General features: G+C 28.6%; 18 protein-coding genes and 1 pseudogene. 16 read left to right on the top strand and 3 right to left on the bottom strand.

The window, feature by feature from the left end; genetic code table 4:
- Window positions 1–364: 364 nt before the first annotated feature.
- Both E7Y35_RS02245 and E7Y35_RS02240 read right to left on the bottom strand, forming a co-directional pair.
- The gene (locus E7Y35_RS02245) at window positions 365–700 is read right to left on the bottom strand and encodes a hypothetical protein (protein WP_283272722.1); all 336 of its coding nucleotides are present in this window, start codon (window positions 698–700) and stop codon (window positions 365–367) included.
- Window positions 701–896: 196 nt separating this feature from the next.
- Complete coding sequence (locus tag E7Y35_RS02240; RefSeq protein ID WP_283272721.1) at window positions 897–1,088, bottom strand: hypothetical protein; 192 nt, start codon at window positions 1,086–1,088, stop codon at window positions 897–899.
- A gap of 172 nt (window positions 1,089–1,260) precedes the next feature.
- Here E7Y35_RS02240 and E7Y35_RS02235 point away from each other — a divergent pair, with 172 nt between their 5' ends.
- From E7Y35_RS02235 to E7Y35_RS02190, 9 genes and pseudogenes are all read left to right on the top strand, one after another.
- Window positions 1,261–2,790 (top strand): lipoprotein, encoded by a 1,530-nt coding sequence (locus E7Y35_RS02235; protein WP_283272720.1) that lies wholly within the window; start codon window positions 1,261–1,263, stop codon window positions 2,788–2,790.
- Window positions 2,791–3,323: 533 nt separating this feature from the next.
- Window positions 3,324–5,990 carry a valine--tRNA ligase gene (locus E7Y35_RS02230; protein ID WP_283272719.1) on the top strand — a complete coding sequence of 889 codons (2,667 nt, stop codon included), beginning with the start codon at window positions 3,324–3,326 and terminating at the stop codon, window positions 5,988–5,990.
- Window positions 5,971–7,305: a methylenetetrahydrofolate--tRNA-(uracil(54)-C(5))-methyltransferase (FADH(2)-oxidizing) TrmFO gene (gene trmFO, locus E7Y35_RS02225; protein ID WP_283272718.1), complete on the top strand. Its 1,335-nt coding sequence runs from the start codon at window positions 5,971–5,973 to the stop codon at window positions 7,303–7,305. Before E7Y35_RS02230 ends, trmFO begins: the two co-directional genes overlap by 20 nt.
- A gap of 61 nt (window positions 7,306–7,366) precedes the next feature.
- The gene (locus E7Y35_RS02220) at window positions 7,367–8,785 is read left to right on the top strand and encodes an NADP-dependent glyceraldehyde-3-phosphate dehydrogenase (protein WP_283272717.1); all 1,419 of its coding nucleotides are present in this window, start codon (window positions 7,367–7,369) and stop codon (window positions 8,783–8,785) included.
- Window positions 8,786–8,862: 77 nt separating this feature from the next.
- Window positions 8,863–9,195: a hypothetical protein gene (locus E7Y35_RS02215; RefSeq protein WP_283272716.1), complete on the top strand. Its 333-nt coding sequence runs from the start codon at window positions 8,863–8,865 to the stop codon at window positions 9,193–9,195.
- A 50-nt stretch (window positions 9,196–9,245) separates the two neighbouring features.
- Window positions 9,246–9,689 (top strand): peroxiredoxin, encoded by a 444-nt coding sequence (locus E7Y35_RS02210; protein WP_283272715.1) that lies wholly within the window; start codon window positions 9,246–9,248, stop codon window positions 9,687–9,689.
- Window positions 9,690–9,827: 138 nt separating this feature from the next.
- Window positions 9,828–11,435: an MATE family efflux transporter gene (locus E7Y35_RS02205; RefSeq protein WP_283272714.1), complete on the top strand. Its 1,608-nt coding sequence runs from the start codon at window positions 9,828–9,830 to the stop codon at window positions 11,433–11,435.
- A gap of 95 nt (window positions 11,436–11,530) precedes the next feature.
- Window positions 11,531–13,135, top strand: a pseudogene (locus E7Y35_RS02195) (MATE family efflux transporter).
- 112 nt (window positions 13,136–13,247) lie between these two features.
- Complete coding sequence (locus tag E7Y35_RS02190) at window positions 13,248–14,513, top strand: hypothetical protein (RefSeq protein WP_283272711.1); 1,266 nt, start codon at window positions 13,248–13,250, stop codon at window positions 14,511–14,513.
- A 178-nt stretch (window positions 14,514–14,691) separates the two neighbouring features.
- On the opposite strand, the gene E7Y35_RS02185 is transcribed toward E7Y35_RS02190, so the two are convergent.
- Window positions 14,692–15,027, bottom strand: a complete 336-nt coding sequence (locus tag E7Y35_RS02185) for a hypothetical protein (protein ID WP_283272710.1) — start codon at window positions 15,025–15,027, stop codon at window positions 14,692–14,694.
- Window positions 15,028–15,168: 141 nt separating this feature from the next.
- On the opposite strand from E7Y35_RS02185, the gene thyA reads away from it, so the two are divergent.
- From thyA to E7Y35_RS02150, 7 genes are all read left to right on the top strand, one after another.
- Window positions 15,169–16,038, top strand: a complete 870-nt coding sequence (gene thyA, locus E7Y35_RS02180; protein WP_283272709.1) for a thymidylate synthase — start codon at window positions 15,169–15,171, stop codon at window positions 16,036–16,038.
- Window positions 16,038–16,520, top strand: coding sequence for a dihydrofolate reductase (locus E7Y35_RS02175; protein ID WP_283272708.1), 483 nt, complete (start codon window positions 16,038–16,040; stop codon window positions 16,518–16,520). Before thyA ends, E7Y35_RS02175 begins: the two co-directional genes overlap by 1 nt.
- 1 nt (window position 16,521) lies before the next feature.
- Entirely contained in the window at window positions 16,522–17,313 is a 792-nt protein-coding gene (locus E7Y35_RS02170; protein ID WP_283272707.1) for a lysophospholipid acyltransferase family protein, read from the top strand.
- 20 nt (window positions 17,314–17,333) lie between these two features.
- Window positions 17,334–18,644 (top strand): thymidine phosphorylase, encoded by a 1,311-nt coding sequence (locus E7Y35_RS02165; RefSeq protein WP_283272706.1) that lies wholly within the window; start codon window positions 17,334–17,336, stop codon window positions 18,642–18,644.
- Between the two features lie 100 nt (window positions 18,645–18,744).
- Window positions 18,745–19,506 carry a segregation and condensation protein A gene (locus E7Y35_RS02160; protein ID WP_283272705.1) on the top strand — a complete coding sequence of 254 codons (762 nt, stop codon included), beginning with the start codon at window positions 18,745–18,747 and terminating at the stop codon, window positions 19,504–19,506.
- Window positions 19,507–19,512: 6 nt separating this feature from the next.
- On the top strand, window positions 19,513–20,061 hold the full coding sequence (scpB, locus tag E7Y35_RS02155; RefSeq protein WP_283272704.1) for an SMC-Scp complex subunit ScpB: 549 nt from the start codon (window positions 19,513–19,515) through the stop codon (window positions 20,059–20,061).
- Window positions 20,061–20,804, top strand: a complete 744-nt coding sequence (locus E7Y35_RS02150; protein ID WP_283272703.1) for a pseudouridine synthase — start codon at window positions 20,061–20,063, stop codon at window positions 20,802–20,804. The genes scpB and E7Y35_RS02150 overlap by 1 nt, the downstream gene beginning before the upstream one ends.
- The last annotated feature ends 8 nt before the right edge of the window (window positions 20,805–20,812 follow it).

Here is a 20,812-nt window from a genome sequence, read left to right as displayed (position 1 = left end):
TCTAAAATTGTGTTTCAGTTTTTTCACGAGTAATTCCTTCTAATCCATCTTGCTTGTAACGGTTAATTCAATAATAAATTACTTGATCTGAAGAAATTCCTTTTTGAATTGCAAGATTTTTTATTTTTTGGCAGGTATGTACGCTTGCTTAATCTAGGTGGAGGAGTAAACCATTTAGATCTTTTTTATTTTTCTTAATAGCTTTTTTAATTGTGTTTATTATTAAATTACTATCATTCTTTTTTGAATAAATAACTTGGCGTAATTTTCTATCATATAGATTCTGAATAGAACAGCTATAATAGATTTCCTTAGTAGTTTTTTGGATAATAAATGTTACATCTAATACTCATATTTTATTTTTTTAATAAATTTTAAAATTATGATTTAATTGGTTTAATTCATAATTGTGTACAAAAATTGGTTGATCATTACTGGATTTAGATTTAATTTTTCTTTTTATTTTGTAAAAACTTGGATATATATCATATTTTTGTTTAATTCGTTTGATAACTCCTTTGGACATATAGTTACCAGCGGGTTTTCCGGTAGTAAAAAGCGAATTTAATTGTTCGTATTTTTGATGTTTCATTATTAAATTAGTACCTAGGGCATTGAAATTTTCTTTTTGCATTTTTATTAGTTTTTGATATCTTGCTTCATCTTTACACTCTAATTTTGTTGGTTTTTTATATTGCAATAATATGTTGATTTAGAAATATTGAGGAGTTTAAAAATCTTTCGTTTATTTAAAGAATATTTTTCAGTTAAGATTTTGATTGTTTTAATCGTTTCTTTTTATTGATTTTAAACTCCGATATAGTTTTTTTAATAAATCTATTTCCTCATCTTTTTTATGTAATTGATTATGCAGTTTTATTTCAATTGATATTTTTTTATTTTATCATCATGAATATTAATATTATTATGAGCACGATAATTAGATACTCAAGTGGCAATAGTGCCACTAGGAATCCCTGTTTTTTTGAAACTTCACGATAGTTTTCTTTGTTATTAACTATTATAAGTATTGTAATTGTTTTTTCTTTAATTGAGTAATTCTTAAATTTTTGACCATTTGTTGCCATTTTTATCATTCTCCTTATAAATATATTTTATTTGATTACATAAATGTGTCCGGATTTTTAGTAAGGAAGCACTTATATAAACGTGATTAAACAAAGACTACCCTCTTGTTTTTTTTTTTTTTTTTTTAAATACAATTAAATTATAAACAATTTTTGTAAGGGGGATTTAAAAATGAAAAAATTACTTAGTTTATTAGGTGCTTTGTTGTTATCAGCAACTAGTGCAACGGTTGTTGTTAGTTGTAAACCAAATGCAAAAGAAGATCCTGGTGATAATAGCCAAGATACTAATATTTTATTAGAAATAAATCAAAAAGCAAAAAGTAAAATTAAAGATGTATTAAAAAATTATTTATATTTTAATTCTGAGCAAAATCCATTGTTAGCAAATTTGTACAATAAGGTGAATGATAATAAAAAAGACTATGTCTTAACTGCTACGAATGATCACGAATATATTACCTTTTTTAATCAAGTTTTACAAAAAGTTGTTACTATAGTTAATAATGATTTAATTCAAGAATATTCTAATTACTATTTGAATTCAGTGCCAATTATTTTAGATAATAATAAGTTTAATGCCAGAGTTAATTATATTGATTTAGTAGAAATTAAAAAACAGTTTTCTGAGGCGAATATATCAGATTTGCAAGCAGTAGGAGTTTTATTTAACTCAGTAATTACAATTCAGTTTAAAAATTTGACATTATTTACTTGAATTGGTGATAAATTTGAAATTACTAATAATGTTCCTTTATATCAGAATATTCAAAAATTAGTGTCAAATGGTATTTTGAATGTTTTTCGAAAAAATATTTTTGATGCAATTAAAGCAATAATTCTTGATAAGGATACAAAATATTTTAAAGGATTATACGATAACTTTAATATTGATTATAGTAAAAATAATAGTGTTCTTTCGCAAAAGTTACAAAATTATTTTAATGATGTAATTAAAAACAAGGCAGAATTACAGCCTTATCAAATCACATTTAATGACAATGTTGATGTTATTACAACAATCAGCACGGGATTTGATGATTTTAAAATTGATCATAATAAGGCCGGGGTAGCTTTTTTCAAGTATCTGAATAGTAAAAATATTTTTGAAATAACCGAAGCAAACTCGGCTAATTTTGTCGCGTATTATCAAACTGAAATTTTACCAGATTTTAAGATTGAGGATAATAATATTATTTTAGGTCAATTTAAGATTAATTTAGAGTGTTTTAATGTTTTGGGCTTAAAATTAGTAACTAATGATTATGAACAAAACAATATTAATATTTTAATTTCAAATGCAGGATTTACCACAAAGTTAAATAATTTTGGTAATTTAATTATTAATTATTTTGAATATATTAATAAGGGGGTTATGAAAAAATATCTCAATGATGTTGTGCGTTCGGGTAATTGATTCGGCTGGGGGTATAATAGATTATCAAAACAAGAAATTAGATCCATTATAAAACCAGATGGTCTTCGTTTTAGTGATTTCTTAAAATTGGATTTACTAAGGTTTAAAGAATGACTTAATAAAAATGAAAAGTTGATTGAAGATTTCGATTTATTTTCTTTTGGTCTTTTGAATAATCAGAATAAATTATGATATGGTAAGGACAACCTTGACTTTAATGGGTGTATATATTATGATGTTTCTAAAAAAATAATTTTGGTTTTTCTTTTGGTTCAAATAGTTTAAATAGTATAAAATTTAATTTTTTTGATAATAATAGTAACATGAATGGTCTTTACTTTTGTACATAAATTAAAATAATTCAATAAATTATTATAAATATAATTTGTTTCCTTAGTTGCTGTAACTTGCCCATATCATTTTTTTAAAACCACGATGTAATTTATATAACTCGTTTTCTGTAATAATACTTGCTATCATTTTAAACCTCCTAATTTAATTTTAAAGATTTAGGTGGTCTTAAATGTGTGTGGTTTCCACAGATAAAACCAGAAAAATTGTTGCAATTAATCCAAAAAGAATTATAATAAAACCATAAATATTAGAGGAGTAATTAAACAAAATAGTTCAGAGAGTTAATTGGTGGTGAGAAATTAATTTATTTGTTTAGTGAAGGTTACTAATATTTCAACTTGATATTTTAATTAAGATAATAAGTTTGTACTTATTAAAAAAGGATGGTACCGTAATTATTAAATAATAATTGCTCCTATTATTTTGTTAAAATAATAGGAGTTTTTATTTAGATAGGAGATTCAATGGCAAAGGAATTAAGCAAAAAATATGAGCATAATCTGGTAGAAGAAGGTAAGTATCAATTTTGAAAAAATAAAGGATATTTTACTGCGGATGTAAAAAGTAATAAGCCAAGTTTTAGTATTGTGATTCCACCGCCAAATGTAACGGGGAAGTTACATTTAGGTCATGCGTGAGACACAACCTTGCAAGATTTAATTATTCGTTATAAAAAATTAATGGGGTTTGATACATTATATTTACCAGGAATGGATCATGCTGGGATTGCAACCCAGGCAAAAGTTGAGGAACGTTTACGAATAACAAAGAATGTTTTACGTCATGATTTAGGACGCGAAAAATTTATTGAGCAAGTTTGAGCATGAAAAGAAGAATATGCCGAAGTTATCCGCGCTCAATGAGCTAAATTGGGGTTAGCACTAGATTATTCACGTGAACAATTTACCTTAAACAACAATTTATCATCAGCGGTACAAAAAGTTTTTATTGACTTATATCAAAAAGGATTAATTTATCGTGGAAAGCGAATTATTTCGTGAGATCCAGTGCAAAAAACAGCACTATCAAATATTGAGGTTTTATACCAAGAACAAAAAGGTAAAATGTATTATTTTAAATATTTTTTAGAAAATAGTACTAGTGAATATTTAACTATTGCGACAACCCGACCAGAAACAATGTTTGCTGATCAATGTGTTGTTGTTAATCCAAATGATAAACGTTATCAGCAATATTGGAATAAAAAGGTTATTAACCCTGCTAATGGAGATTTAATTCCTGTTCTTTGTGATGATTATGTTGACCAGGAATTTGGAACTGGAGCAATGAAATGTACGCCAGCACATGATGCAAACGATTTTGAAATTGCGTTGCGTCATAATCTAACAATGCCAATTTGTATGAATACTGATGGAACAATGAACGAAATGGCAGGAAAATATGCAAACCAAGATCGATTTATTGCTCGCGAAAATTTAGTTGCTGATTTAACAAAACAAAATTTAATTGTTGAAATAAAAGACCATTTTCATCAAGTTGGTTTTTCCGAACGAAGTGGTGCAATTGTTGAACCATATTTATCTGACCAATGATTTGTTAAAATGGATTATTTTGCTGAAAAAATTATTAAATTTCAAAGAACAAATGAGCAAATTAACTTTTACCCTTCACGTTTTAATACAACATTAATCAATTGAATGGAAAAGATTCAAGATTGATGTATTTCACGGCAACTATGATGGGGGCATCAAATTCCAGCGTGATATATGAAAGATGACCCTACTAAAATTCATGTTGGATTAACTCCACCAGATAATACAAATAATTGATTACAAGATGAAGATGTTTTAGACACATGATTTTCATCAGCATTATGGCCAATGACAACATTAGGGTGAAATTGAGATGAAACATTATTTCAACGCTATTTTCCAACTAATGTTTTAGTAACTGGTTATGATATTATTTTCTTTTGAGTTTCAAGAATGATGTTCGATTCATTAGAATTTACTAATAAGAAACCTTTTAATGATGTTTTAATTCATGGTTTGATTCGTGATGAAGAAGGACGCAAAATGAGTAAATCGTTGGGAAATGGGATTGATCCAATGGATGTCATTAATGATTATGGCACTGATACTTTGCGTTACTTTTTAGTGACAAATAGTGCTCCAGGACAAGATTTACGATATTCACAAGAAAAAATTAACGGTGCTTGAAATTTTATTAACAAGTTGTGAAATGCTGCGCGTTATGTGGAAATGAATTTATCAAGTGATTTTCAACCATTTACAAATTTTGATCAAGAAATTAAAGAATTATTAACTAAGCATCAAGAAAGTGCAATTGATCAATGAATTTTAACAGAGTTAACAAAAACAATTAGTAAAGTTAAAGTCAATATGGAACGATATGAGTTTGTTTTAGTTGGTAAAGATTTGTATGATTTTGTATGAAATAAGTTTTGTTCATGATATATTGAATTAACAAAAGTTAATTTACAAAGTGATAATCAAACAATTAAAACAGTAACAAAACAAACATTGTTTTATGTTTTAAAGCAAATTTTGGTGATGTTACATCCCTTTATTCCATTTGTTACTGAAGAAATTTATCAAAAATTAAATTTAAAAGCATCAATTATGTTAGAAACATATCCAACAACGAATTTTAATTATGATGTTGAATACTTAAATTTAGTAACAGAAATTATTGGTGCAATGCGCGAAATACGAAACAATTATCAAATTAAAAAACAACAATTAATTGAAATTTGATTGGATGTAACAAATAATAAAACTAAAATTGATAACACAATAATCTCATTAATTAATGATTTTATTTTTAAAATGGTAAATAGTGAAATTAAAGGTATTCTAAAAGAAAAGGACCTTAAACAAACGTATGTCACAGTTCCCTTAACAAATGTAATTTTAGAAGTAATTGCTACCGATATTATTGATTTAGCAGCTGAACAAACAAAAATCACCACGGAATTAAAACGGTTAGAAGAAGAACTTATTCGTAGTAAAAATATTTTGAATAACCAAAACTTTTTAGCAAAAGCGAGTCCGGAAAAAATTCAAATTGAACAAGAAAAATATACAAAGTATTTGGAACAATATGAACAGTTAAAAGAGAAGGTAGTTTATGGTAAAACCAAAAATTAATATTATTGGTGCTGGTTTAGCTGGAACGGAAGCGGCTTATCAGTTGGCAAGAAGAGGAATGCAAGTTAACTTATATGAAAGTAAACGAATTAATAAAAACCCTGTGCAAAAGCAAGATACTTTTGCGGAATTAGTTTGTTCAAATTCATTACGAAGCGATAGTTTAACAAATGGCGTTGGTTTATTAAAGCAAGAAATGCTAGCTTTTGATTCATTAATTATTAAGGCTGCTTATGCTAGTCGAGTCCCAGCTGGTGGTGCTTTGGCGGTTGATCGTCAACAGTTTTCAGATTATATTACAAGTTGGTTAACAAAACATCCTAATGTAACTTTAATTGACCAAGAAGTTACAAAAATTGATTTAACAGCAATTACTTTAATTACATCAGGACCATTAACAACACCAAGTTTACAAAATGAGATTCAACAATTATTAGGAAAAGAGTACTTTTATTTTTATGATGCAGCAGCACCAATTATTACAAAAGAAAGTATTGATTTTCAGAAGGTTTACTATAAGTCTCGTTATGATAAAGGGGAAGGTAAAGATTATATTAATTGTCCAATGACAAAAGCAGAATTTGAAATATGAGTTCAAGCATTGATTACAGCGGAGACAGTTGCCTTACGTGAATTTGAAAAAGAAATTTATTTTGAAGGATGTATGCCAATTGAAATAATGGCAAAGCGGGGCATTAAATCATTGTTATTTGGCCCGTTAAAACCAGTTGGTTTGGAAAAACCAAATGGTGAACGACCATATGCTGTTATTCAATTACGGCAAGATGATGCAATTGATACTTTGTATAATGTTGTGGGATTCCAAACTAATTTAAAATTTCCTGAACAAAAACGTCTTTTGACCATGATTCCGGGCTTAGAAAATGCTAATATTGTGCGTTATGGTGTCATTCATAAAAATAATTTTATTAATTCACCAGTATTACTAAATCAATTTTTACAATTAAAATCCCACCAAAATATTTTCTTTGCTGGTCAGATTATTGGAGTAGAAGGTTATGTTGAATCAGCAGCAACTGGAATTATTAGTGCTCTTAATATTGCAAACACTTTAAATAAGAAAACAATGTTAACTTTCCCTCCAGAAACAATGATGGGATCATTAACAAATTATATTATTAATGCTTCGCCAACTAATTTTCAACCAATGAAGGCCAACTTTGGAATTGTTCCTAGTCTTGACCAGCATTTTAAAGTAAAAGCTGATAAGTATTTAGCATATAGTGAACGTGCTTTAACAAAATTAACCAATTTTATTAAAAACAATAAGATAAATGATGAAATTAACTTTTAATAATTTTAAAAAAGCATAGAATAAAAGTAGAATAAATATGAAAAGAAAAGAGGCAGTGAAAATGAACTTAGAATTAAATGCATTAATTAATGGCGAATTAATGAATAATGGTGATTGATTAGAAATTATATCACCACTTAATAATAAACCTTATGGACGTGTTCCAGCGTTAAAAGAAAAAGAAATTAATCAGGCTTTTCAAACAGCACGACAAGCACAAAAAGCTTGAGCAAAATTAACTTTGTTTGAACGAATCAGTTACTTACGAAAATGAGCAGATTTGTTGTTAATTCATAAAGTAGAATTAGCAAAAATTATGGCTTATGAAGTTGGAAAAAGTTTAAAAGATGGTCAAGTTGAAGTTGAACGAAGCATTGATTATATTGATTATACAATTGAAGAAGCAAAACGAGTTTTTCCAGAAACTTTAACTGGTGATGGTTGAAATGTAAAAAATAAACTTGGAATTTTTTCACGAGTTCCTAAGGGTGTTGTTTTGGCAATTTCACCATTTAATTATCCGGTTAACTTAAGTATTGCTAAAATTGCCCCAAGTTTGGTTCTTGGGAATAGCGTTGTTTTTAAGCCAGCAACAAATGGTAGTTTAACTGGCTTATATATGGCAAAGTTAGCCCATGAAGTCGGTTTTCCCAAAGGGGTATTTAATGTTGTAACGGGTCGTGGTCGTGATATTGGTGACTTATTAGTTTTAAATCCAGAAATTGATGTAATTTCTTTTACTGGTTCTGTTGCGGTTGGAAATCACATTCGTAAATTAGGACATGGAAAAGATTTGGTGTTAGAATTAGGTGGAAAAGACCCAGCATTGGTGTTGAAAGATGCTGATTTGACAAAAACAGTAAAAGAAATTATTAGTGGTGCTTATTCATACTCAGGACAACGCTGTACAGCAATTAAGCGAGTATTAGTTGATGAAACAATCGCGGATGAATTAGTTACGCTATTAAAAACAGAAGTTAGCAAGTTAGAAATGGGGTCACCATTAGAAAACAAAGCAATTATTCCACTAATTGATATTAAGGCTGCTGAATTTGTTCAAGGATTAATCGATGATGCTTTAGCAAAAAAAGCAACTTTAGTTGTTGGAAATCAACGAAAAGATAATTTGCTTAGTGCAACTTTAATTGACCATGTTACAGCAGATATGCGCTTAGCTTGAGAGGAACCATTTGGTCCTGTTTTACCAATTATTCGTTGCAAAAATGTTGAAGAAATGATTATGTTAGCAAATAAATCAAACTTTAAGTTACAGGCATGTATTTTTACTAATGATATTAATGCTGCTTTTAAAATTGCTAATGAATTAGAAACAGGAACTGTTAATATTAATGGTCGTACGCAACGTGGTCCTGATTCATTCCCATTTTTAGGGATTCATGATTCAGGACAAGGAGTACAAGGAATTCGTGAAACAATTAATTCAGTTACTCGTTTTAAAGGGTTAATAATTAATTATTAAAGTAATTTTAAAGTCCCTTTTTCCATTTTATTCTTTTTTATGATATATTTATATTTGTAAAGTAGGTGGAGAATAATATGGAAATAAAAGAAGAACAGATGTCCTTACGAGAAGAAAAAATTGAACAGTCATTAAATGAACTAATGTTAACAGTTCAAGCTGTCAATTTAGATCTTAGTGAATTGCAAGAACGAGCAAGTTTAAACAATAGTGCCGTTGTTGATGATTATGAAAATATTACCGACCAAGTAAAAAATATTGAAAAAGAAATTAGTGAATTAGAATATAAGTTTGATATTACTGAAATTTCGTTATATTTAATATTTTTAGATTTAAAACTATCATTTAATATCTTAAAAAATAAATTAGAAGTAACAAAGTATTTAATAAAACTTTTTCAAAGACAGTAATCAATTATTATTGTCTTTTCTATTATGATAATAATGGGAGGTTATTGCACATGAATTTAAAACAAGAAAAATTTTTATTTACTGATGGGAAGGAACATTTAATTTCTGCTTTTCAAAAAGAAAAGGGTTATATCTTTTATTTTTTTCCAAAAGCAGCAACAGCAGGTTGTACTTTAGAAACGGTTGCTTATAATCGTTATTATTCAAAATTTTTAGCGGCAGGCTATAATGTTATTGGTATTAGCCGAGACAATTTAAAAAAACAGACTAAATTTCAGCAAGATAATGCTGTTGAATTTCCAATGATTTGTGATATTGATGAAAAATTATCTAAAATGTTTGATGTATTGAAACAAAAGAAAATGTTTAATAATGTTTATATGGGAATTGAACGTAGTACTTTTTTGTTGAATAATGATTTTGAAATTATTGAAGAATGACGAAAAGTTGCGCCAGTTGAACACATTAAAGCTGTTTTATCAGCAGTTTTGTAATTTATCCTTATTACAAAGTATAATAAATAACAATTTTAATAACAAATGAATGGTCCAATTACAAGAATCTAATTTATAACTAATCGTTATTAATTTAGATTTTATTTATCAATGTAGAAAGAACAATGAGGAAATATAATGGAAGAAAAATTAATAATGACAAAACGTGAACATAAATTACGTTATGCAAAACCATGATCTGCAATTTGGTATTTTTGTGGTCCAATGGTTTTAATCATGGTTATTCAAGGGTTATATAACATTATTGATAAAAATATGGCCCAAAATTTTACAAGTTTAGATATTATGAATCGTTTTAATATTGATGAACATACAGCAAATAATTTAGTAAATATTACAACGGGTTATACAATGACAGCATTTTACACCTTATTTGCTTTTGCAGCATTATTTGGTGTTGGGGCATCAATTGTTTTTTCAATGGAATATGGACGACGTAATATTACACAGATGCGCCGAATTGTTGGTAACATGATTGGTTTACAAATTACTTTATCAATTGTTGTTGCTTTAGTTTTATTCTTTTTAATGAATGAACATTTTGGAGCATTATTAGTAAAAGCCCAAATGAATGGGGGCATGTCAGGACTGGCACAAAGTCGTTATATTACTTTAGCATGAGAATATTCACGAGTATTTATTTTCTGTGCGCCACTACTATTTTTATCGTTTGCTTTACCAACTTTCCTTCGCACAGAAGGAAAAGTATTTATTGTTTTAATAATGCAAATTATTTCAATTCCAGTTAATGTTTTATTTTCGTTTGTTTTTGCAAAATTAGCCCATTTACAAATGTCGGGTGTAATGATGGGTAGTATGATGGCATGAATTTTTAACATTGTTTTTTCGGCGAGTGTTATTATTTTTTCAAAGAATTCATATTGTAAATTTAGTTGAAAGGATATGATATGATCTCGTGAAATTATTAAACGCTCATTTCCAATTGGAATTGGTTCCTTCTTTCTTAATTTTGCAATGGCAATTCAAGTTTTAATTTCAACAATTTTAGTTGTTCATTTACCAGGTCAAGATGATGTTTTAATTACTGTTAATGGTCAAAAAGTATTGGCAACTTCAGTTGGAATTTATATTTGTCAATTAGTTTATTCAACCATTTCCCCATTCATTGTTATTTTTACTTCAGCCGGGGTTGGTTTAGCTCAAGGAGCAACTGCTATTTGTGCTTATGCTTTTGGAGCAAAAAAATATAAACGAATTGAACAAATTATTTTTCGCATTGCAATTTTGGAGTTAGCATGGTTTACATTTGTTTTTGCTATAATTTTAGCATTTGCTGATAAAATGATGTTAATTTATAATTTTCCGCAGGAACTAGTTGGACACTATCGATGATATACTGTTTTAGCATTTTCAACTTATATTTTTGCCTCAGTAACTTATACTTCAATGGCGCTATATTCTGCAATTGGCAAATCAACACAAACCCTAATTTGTTCAATGCTTCGTTCATTAATTGTAATGGTGCCATTATCGTTTATTGGTTATGGAGTTAGTTTATTAACTGGTAATAATATTGATTATTTTATTCTAGTTGGTTTAAACGATTTAATTTGTGCCTTTATTATTGGCCCAATGCTAATTTCAACTTGACGGAAAAATAAAACAAAATTAATTGATCATCCAGATGATTTCGAACAACAAAATCGGGATAATTTACAAGCTAATGTTGTTGACAAAATTTCTTTAGAAAGTGATATTAAATAGATTTTTATTTAATATCACTTTCTTTTTTCTAGTAATGTTTTTGAAATTACGATAAAATTAACAGTAAAGAAATTTGCAGAAAGGGAAGGGTGTTAATGAATAAAAATGTTTTTTCAAAAAATGAAATTAAGTTACGTTATGATAATTTATGAAAAATAATTTTTATGTTTTCATTACCAACTGTTTTTGTAATGGCAATTTCAGCTTCATATCCGATTCTAGACAAATTAATTGCTTTAACATTTGTAACACCTAATGCTTATCATTATTAATCTTATTTAGATTGGTATAGAGAAAATATTGATATTAATAATGGGATTTTAACTTATGGCGGGGCAAAAATCTTTGTTAATTTAGCAACTCATTTTTCAGGTCAAATCTATAACTTGCTTTTTTCATTTGCTATTTTAATTGCAATTGGGACTTCAATTACTTTTGCGATTAAATATGGGCAAAATAATAAACAACAAACGCAATCTTTAGCAGGGAATGCCTTAACAATTACGATTTTATTTTCAATTGTAGCAGCTTTTTTTGTTTTTTGTTTAGTTTTTCCTAAGTGAGACAATATTATGATTTTTATTCAATTAAGTAAAAAAGGAGCATGAATTACACAGGATTTAACTTGGCGCTATGTTTTTCCAATGTTACTTGCAAGTCCCTTAATGTTTGTTAGTTACTTACTATTAACTTTATTACGTACTGATGGAAAAGGGCGGATTGCAGTTTATATTACTATTGGTTCAATCTTGGTTAATGTCTTCTTTTCGATCATATTAGTAAAGTATGCTAATTTGTTATTAGAAGGAACGATGTTTGGGACTATTATTTCTTGAGTTTTTATTATTGTTGTTTCGTTAATTTGTATTTATCAAAATAAGGATTCATATTTACGGTTTCACTGAAAAGATCTGTTTTATTTTCGTAAAACAACTGTAAAAGAAATTTTTCGGTTAGGATTTTCATCATTTATTAATAATTTAGGAATTGTTTTAGTTTCCATTTTGTCATCAACAATTATGACTCATTTGCCAGGCCAATCTGCTGAAAAACAACAAAGTGGTTTATCATCTTTTCAATTATTTAATAGTGCGATGAGTCCATGGGTTGCTTTTTTTACAGCAATTGCATTAGGGATTGCTCAAGGAATTAAATCAATTATTGGATATAATTATGGGGCAAGGAAATATTTACGGATGTATCAAACTTGTTGATATGGGTTAATTATCATTGGGTCTTGATTATTTTTTGTGCTCTTATTATTTATTGGCCTTGGACCACAACTACTAATGACTTTTGCTTTTCCACAATCATTAGTTGAGCAATATCGGTGAACATCAGTCTTAATGTTAATGAGTTATCCGTGTGCTGCTATTTCCTTTATGGGTGTTTCATTATTTCAAGGAATGAATAATGTTCGTAAAGCGGCATTATGTTCCTCGCTTCGAACTCTTATTGTATTGCCAGTTTTAATGTTAATAGGAGCCTTTATTGCTAGTGGATTATCAGATGGAACAACAAAAAATAATATTTATTATTTTATTATGTTAGGTTTTAATGATTTAATTTCGGGGTTTATTGTAGCAACTATTTTATATTTATTCTGACATAAAAACCGTCATAGCATTTTTAATGAAGTAAATAAAATGGATCAAGAATATTTACAAAATAAAAACCGTCATTGAAAAAATAAAATATAAAAATTATATACTTTTCTTTTATTTTTGACAATAGTTTTATTTATTTTTTTGTAAATTTATAGTATAATATACTTATAAAACAAAGTGGGCATATTAAAATGGAGGGTATCACATGAATAATAGTGGAGTAAAAACTACTGAAGGAGTAGACAATCATTCGATCTCTTTTGGGCCTAACAATAATACAACTAGTGATAGTTTATTTAACCAAAAACCTCCGTTAACACCCTTGTCAAAACCAATTAAAGTTCCAACAGAAAAAGATGGTTTTAAAGCAGACCCTAATCCAGCTTTTAACCCATCATATATTTCACAATCATTAGGAATTAATGGAACATCAGTGCAGGCACAATATAATAAACCAATTTATCAACCAATTATTTACCAACCATACGTAATGCCAGTTATGAATAATACTTCTAATGTGGGGGGGATGAATCAGTATGGGATGATGCCACAGTATCCGGGAATGATGATGGGCTATCCGCAAATGCCACAGTATCCGGGAATGATGATGGGCTATCCGCAAATGCCACAGTATCCGGGAATGATGATGGGCTATCCGCAAATGCCACAGTATCCGGGAATGATGATGGGCTATCCACCATTAGCAGGACCAGATTTAACACAACAATATCAATCAATGCCGCAATATTCGTCGCAGGAAACTGGCCATTCGGGAGTTGAGGGCCATGGTCGTGATGATAATAATCATTTTACAATTATGAATTCTGATTTAATGAAACAACAACAAAAAAATGATGATGATTTTGCTGGCTTTAATAATGATTTTAATGATGAATTTGATGATGATTTTGCACCATTTACAAAAAATTTAGATAGTGATGACAATAATGACTTTGGTTCAACACCATTTACAAATCCTGATTTTAATCAAAATAATAATTTTAATTCACCAGGTAATAATTTTGCTGCTCCTGGTTTCAATGCTGAAAATAATTTTGGGCAATTAAATTCAAGTTTTAGTCCAACAAATAGTTTTAATGACCAAGGAGCAAGTTTTGGACCAACACCAGACTTTAATGCGGCTCCTAGTTTTAATACACCAACTGATTTTAATCCAGCCTCAGAATTTGATGCAAATGGTGCTGTATTAGGGAAAATTGACCCTGTTAAAATGCCATTTGCACAAAACAATGAACTTAATCAAACAATGAATAACCCAAATGTTGTAGGGTATGACGAAGAACCACGAAAACGTAGATTGCCAATCTGAGCAATAGTCCTAATTGTTGTCTTGGCTGTCTTAATTGTTGCAATCGTAACAATCATTATGTTATATTTTAATTTAGATGTAGTTCATGACTTAATTAATGGTTGATTTGGGCTTGATGTTCCGTTTGATCCCTGATTTTAAGAGAATATAAAAAACAAGGAGTAATTCCTTGTTTTTTATTTCTTTGTTATTAATAAAAAAAGCCTAGATAAGGGTTAGATCTAGACTTCTTATACATTATTTAAATTTGAAAGGTTATATTTGAAAAAATTATTTTGTTATATATTTTAGGTCGTTAATTTATTTTGCTTGTATTATTTTATAGTACTTGTGGTGGTAAAGTATTCTTTTTGACTTTAAAAAATCAAACAACAAAACCTAATAATACTAAAACAACATTTTGACTTGGTTTTGTAAAACAATTAATTTTTCGGACAATTTGTTTATTATATTGACAATTATTTTCCTCGTTAATTAAAGTAACTTCTGTTTCATTAATGACATTTTCTTGGTGAATTGAATCAGTTAAAATATATGCATAATCAAATTCTGTATCATTGCCATATTTACTACGCAAAGAATTAAAGGTACCAGGAATAAATAAACTTAATGAAAACTTAATTTTTTTAATGATATGTTTTAAAAATTTATTCATTGCCATTCACCTCTTAATTGATTAATCATATGATAACACAAAAAAATAATATTGCTAATATTTTTTTTATTTTTTTCGATGATTTTATTTTGAAATAAGGTAAGATTTAAGTATGGAAAAATAGAAAACAGGTGAAAGTTAATGGAACAATATCTTAAGATGACACGATTTATTTTAGAACATGGTCAAGAAAAAGAAGACCGCACAAATACTGGAACAATTTCTTATTTTGGTTATCAAATGCGTTTTAATTTACAGGAAGGTTTTCCATTATTGACAACCAAAAAAGTTCATTTTAAGTCAGTTGTTTATGAATTATTGTGGTTTATTAAGGGAGATACAAATATTAAGTATTTGGTTGATAATAATGTTCGAATTTGAAATGAATGACCATATGAAAAATATAAAGCATCACCACAATATCAAAATGAATCATTAAATGAATTTGTAGAAAAAATTAAAACAGATCCCATTTTTGCAACTGCTTTTGGTGATTTAGGTCCTGTGTATGGCAAGCAATGACGAAATTTTAATGGTATTGATCAATTGGCAACTTTATTAGATAATTTAAAAAGTAATCCATATTCACGTCGTCATATTATTAGTGCTTGAAATCCAGCTGAAATTGAAAAAATGGCTTTACCGCCATGTCATACTTTAGTACAATTTTATGTTTCAAAAGATAATAAGTTAAGTTGCCAATTATATCAACGTAGTGCCGATGTTTTTTTAGGGGTTCCTTTTAATATTGCAAGTTATTCATTGTTAACACATTTAATTGCGCAGGTTTCTGGCTTAAAAGTTGGTGATTTTGTCTATACATTAGGTGATTGCCATATTTATAAAAATCATTTTGCACAAATCAACGAGCAGTTAACAAGAACACCACGTAAATTACCAACATTAAAGTTAAACCCAGCAATTACCTCTTTGTTTGATTTTGTCTATGAGGATATTACCCTTGAGAATTATGATCCCGCACCTTTAATTAAAGGAGCTGTTGCTGTTTAATGATTAAGTTATTATGAGCAATGGATGAAAATAATTTAATTGGGCAAAATAATCATTTACCGTGACATTTAAAAGAGGAGTTACAACATTTTAAAACAACAACAGTTGGTCAAACAATATTATTTGGTCGTTTAACTTATGAAGGAATTGGCAGACCGTTACCAAATCGAAAAACATTAGTTTTAACAACTAAACAAGATTATGTGATTAATCATCCTGATGTTAAAGTTGTAACGAACTTGCGTGCTATTATTGACTTTTATCAGAATAATCCAACAGATGATATTTACATTTGTGGTGGAAAAAAAATTTATGAAGCAACATTACCATATGCTGATGAATTAATTATTAGTTATATTAAAGGAAAATATGAAGGAGATACTTATTTTCCAGCATTTGATTTAACACAATTTATATTAATTAAAATTGTTGAATCAGAACAATTTGTAATAAAATATTATAAGAGAAAGGAACAAAATTAGTATGTTAAATATTTGAAAAATTATTCTTACTTGGCCACGATTTTTACGAACAATTACAAAGGCAAAAAGTATCAGTAAAAAAATTAAACGAGATCCAAATATTGTTTCTGAAGAATATCGTTATCATTGATTACAAAAACGAACACGTTATATGCTTTGAGTATATGATGTGAAAATAATTGTCCATGATCGTGACAATTGGATTGATAAAGGCTGTTTAATGGTGGCAAATCACCAATCAAATGTTGATCCAGCCTTATTATTTGTTTTAAATGATTTTAATAAAACAGCACCATGTGCTTTTATTGCTAAAAAAGAATTAGCAAACGATAAAACATTTAAAAATTTTCTAGCATTAATTGATGTTTTATTTTTGGACCGCGATAATCCCCGCCAAGCTTTAGAATTAATGAAAGAGGCTAATGATTTAATTCGAGTACCAAGAACAATGGTTGTTTTTCCAGAAGGAACTCGGAGCCGCAATCAAGAAATGGGAGAATTTCATGCGGGTAGTTTTAAAATTGCTCAAAAAGCACATGCCCCAATTATTCCGGTTTCAATAATTAATTCTTATCCAATTTTTAACAAAGAGCAGAAAAAGAAGGGGAAAAAATATGTTCATATTGTTTTTCATAAGCCAATTAAACCAGATACTTTTATGACAAAACCAACAGAATTAATTGCGAATAATGTTAAACAAATTATTCAAAAGGGAATCGAACAATATCGTGATGCTAATCACAAAAAAGCTTATTTAGAATATAAAGCTTCCCTAAAGAAAAAAAATACATAAAATAAAAGGAAAAAGTAACTATGGATATTTTAGCTTTAATTAATAAAAAGAAATATGGTCAAGAATTGACTCGTGAAGAGATTAATTTTATTGTGGAAGGTTATACGTCAGGATCAATCCCAGATTATCAAATGTCAGCTTTTTTAATGGCGATTTACTTTCAAACAATGTCTATTTCTGAAATTTTAATTTTAACCGAGGCAATGATTAATTCAGGAGAAATTTATGATTTATCGTCAATTTCAGGATTTAAGGTTGATAAACATTCTTCTGGTGGAGTTGGTGATAAGGTTAGTTTAATTTATGCTCCATTAGTTGCTTCTTTTGGTTTAAAAGTTGCTAAAATGTCGGGACGTGGTTTAGGACAAACTGGTGGCACAATTGATAAATTAGAAAGTATTCCAGGATTTAAAGTTGAGATTCCTTTTAGTGAATTTGTTAAAATTATTAATCAAACAAATTTATCAATTATGTCACAAACTGATAATATTGTTCCAGCTGATAAGAAAATTTATGCTTTACGAGATGTTACGGCCACTGTTGATTCTTTGCCATTAGTTGCCGCAAGTGTTATGTGTAAAAAAATTGCAACAGGAAGTGATGGCATTATTTTAGATGTTAAATGTGGGAATGGTGCTTTTATGAAAACAATTTCAGAGGCACGAAAATTAGCCCAAATTATGGTTGAATTAGGAATTAAATTTAATAAGAAAATTGCAGCAGAGATTACTAATATGTCCGAACCATTGGGGCGAACCATTGGGAATGCAATTGAAATTTATGAAGTTTTACAGGCGTTAAAAGGAACTGGACCTGCTGATTTAAACTATATTGTTTGTGAATCAGCAGCGTTAAGTTTATGTCAAGCTGGTTTGTTTTCTGATTTAGCAACTGCTGTTACTGCATGCCAAGCAAAAATGCAGACAGAAGAACCACTAAATTATTTCCGTGCTTTTATAAAGGCCCAAGGTGGTGATTTAAATTTTATTGATAACGATCTACCTTTAAAAGATATTTTGAAAGTAAAAAATATTATTGAAATTAAAGCAACCCAAGCTGGATATATGGAGATTATTGATACAACTGAATTAGGTTTATTAGCTGTTCGTTTGGGGGCTGGCCGTGCAACAAAAAATGAAGAAATTGATTATCATGCTGGAATTTATCTTAATAAAAAGACGGGAGAAAACGTTGCTGTTGGAGATGTGGTAATGACTCTCTATACTAATCGATATATTACTGAACCGGTTTATAAATGAGCAGAACGGACTTTTAAAATTGTAACAGTAAAACCACGTGAACAAAAATTAATTTATGAAATAATTCAGTAAAAAAGTGATTTTAAATTAATCACTTTTTTCTTATAACATCTTTAATTTTTTTAAAATATCGTTATTATTAATTAAGAGTATAAAAAACAGGAGAAAGAAAATGTTAAATCTATCACGTTATGAGGTAAAACTTGATAATTTTTCGGGACCATTAGATCTGTTGTTACACTTAGTAAGGGAAAAAGAAATGGACCTTTTTGACATTAAGTTAACAGAAATTACTGATCAATTTTTAGATTATATTCGACAAATGGAACAATTAAACATTGAAATTGCATCAGAATATTTAACTATGGCAAGTTATTTGGTTGAAACAAAAACAAAGTTAATATTACCAAAAGAAGAAGTTGAAATTGATGATAACTACGAAAAAGATTCACGTGATGAATTAATTAATCGTTTATTAGAATACAAAAAAATTAAGGAAGTTAGTCAATATTTTAAGAATCAACATCAAGAGGGGATTCAATATTTGTCAAAGCCACGGACAATTATTAAAGGAAATTCAGTCAAAGAAGAAGATTTACCATTGTCGCCAAAAATTAATATTGATAAATTAACAAATAGTTTTTTAAAAATGTTGGAACGAATTAATGCAACCAAACCATTAGAATCCAATGTTGTTATCACTGAAGTTTCACCAGAGGAAATGGCAGATCGTATTATGTTTTTCCTTTTAAATGAAGACAAAGAGTGGTTATTAGAAGATTTATTAGGTAATTTTGAATTGTCATTACAAGTTTTTGTTGCTTGTTTTATTGCTTTATTAGATTTGGCTCGTCATCAAAAAATTGAGATTGAACAATATCAACATTTAGAAGCAATTTATATTCGAAAATATATGAGGAAAGAGGGGAATTAAAACTTGATGAACTTAAATGAAAAAATAGCCTTATTAGAAGGCTTACTATTTATTAGTGGGGATGAAGGAATTAATTTAAAAGAAATTGCCCATATTCTTGAAATTTCAGAGTCGGAAAGTTCTGAATTGCTACTAAACTTAAAAACAGAGTATCAAACAAATAATAGACGGGGATTAACAATTACAACATTTGCGGATAAATATCGTTTGACAACTAAAAAAGAATATTATAGTTTTTATTTGAAATTAGCAAATAATAAAATAGAAGCGCGTTTATCACAAGCAGCTTTAGAAACATTAGCGATTATTGCGTACCGGGGACCAATTAGTAAACCAGAAATTGAAGAATTACGCGGGGTTAATTCGGACAATGTGATCCAAAAATTACGCGCACGAGAATTAATTGATGAAGCTGGAAAAAGTGAATTACCAGGAAAACCAATGACTTATCAAATTACAAATGAATTTTTGAAGGTCTTTAATTTGACGTCATTAGCAGATCTGCCCCAAATTAAAGAAACAATTATCGATAATGATCAGGATTTGTTTAAATAATGGAACGATTACAAAAAATTATTGCAGCAAGAGGTTATTGTTCTCGTCGTAAGGCAGAAGAATTAATTGTCCAAGGGCGTGTAAAGGTTAACAATATTGTTGTGACAACATTAGGAACAAAAGTTAGTAAAGATGATTGAATTTATATTGATAATAAACTCCTTATTGATGAAAATAATGAGAAAGTTTATTTAATGTTAAATAAGCCTCGAAATTGTGTTTCAACAATGCATGACCCCCAACATCGTAAAACTGTTTTAAATTATATTAAAGGAGTTTCCCAACGAATTTATCCGGTTGGTCGTTTGGACTATGATACTAGTGGTTTATTACTATTGACTAATGATGGCGAATTTACTAATATTATTACACACCCAAGTCATATTATTAATAAGACCTATCATGTTTTAGTTTCTGGTTGCCTTACAAAACCCCAGTTGCAGCAATTAGCAACGGGAGTTGAAATTGAGCCAGGTATTACTACAAGTTCTGCGCAAGCAAAATTAGTAAAATACCAAGAAGATAAAGATGTTTCAATTTTGTTATTAACCATTCATGAAGGAAGAAAACATCAAGTTAAAAAAATGGTTCAAGCAGTTGGTCATGAAGTCCTTAAATTAAAACGAATTGCCATTGGTTTTTTACAGTTAGATGAAGCCTTAAAACCAGGTGAATGACGTTACTTAAAACCAAAAGAAATTAAGCGTTTTTTTGGAATGGCATCACAATTAAAAATAAAATAAAGGAGAGA

The sequence above is a fragment of the Spiroplasma sp. SV19 genome (assembly GCF_030060925.1).
In the GTDB taxonomy this organism is placed as follows: Bacteria; Bacillota_I; Bacilli_A; order Mycoplasmatales; family Mycoplasmataceae; genus Spiroplasma.
This window is presented reverse-complemented; position numbering and strand designations above follow the sequence as displayed.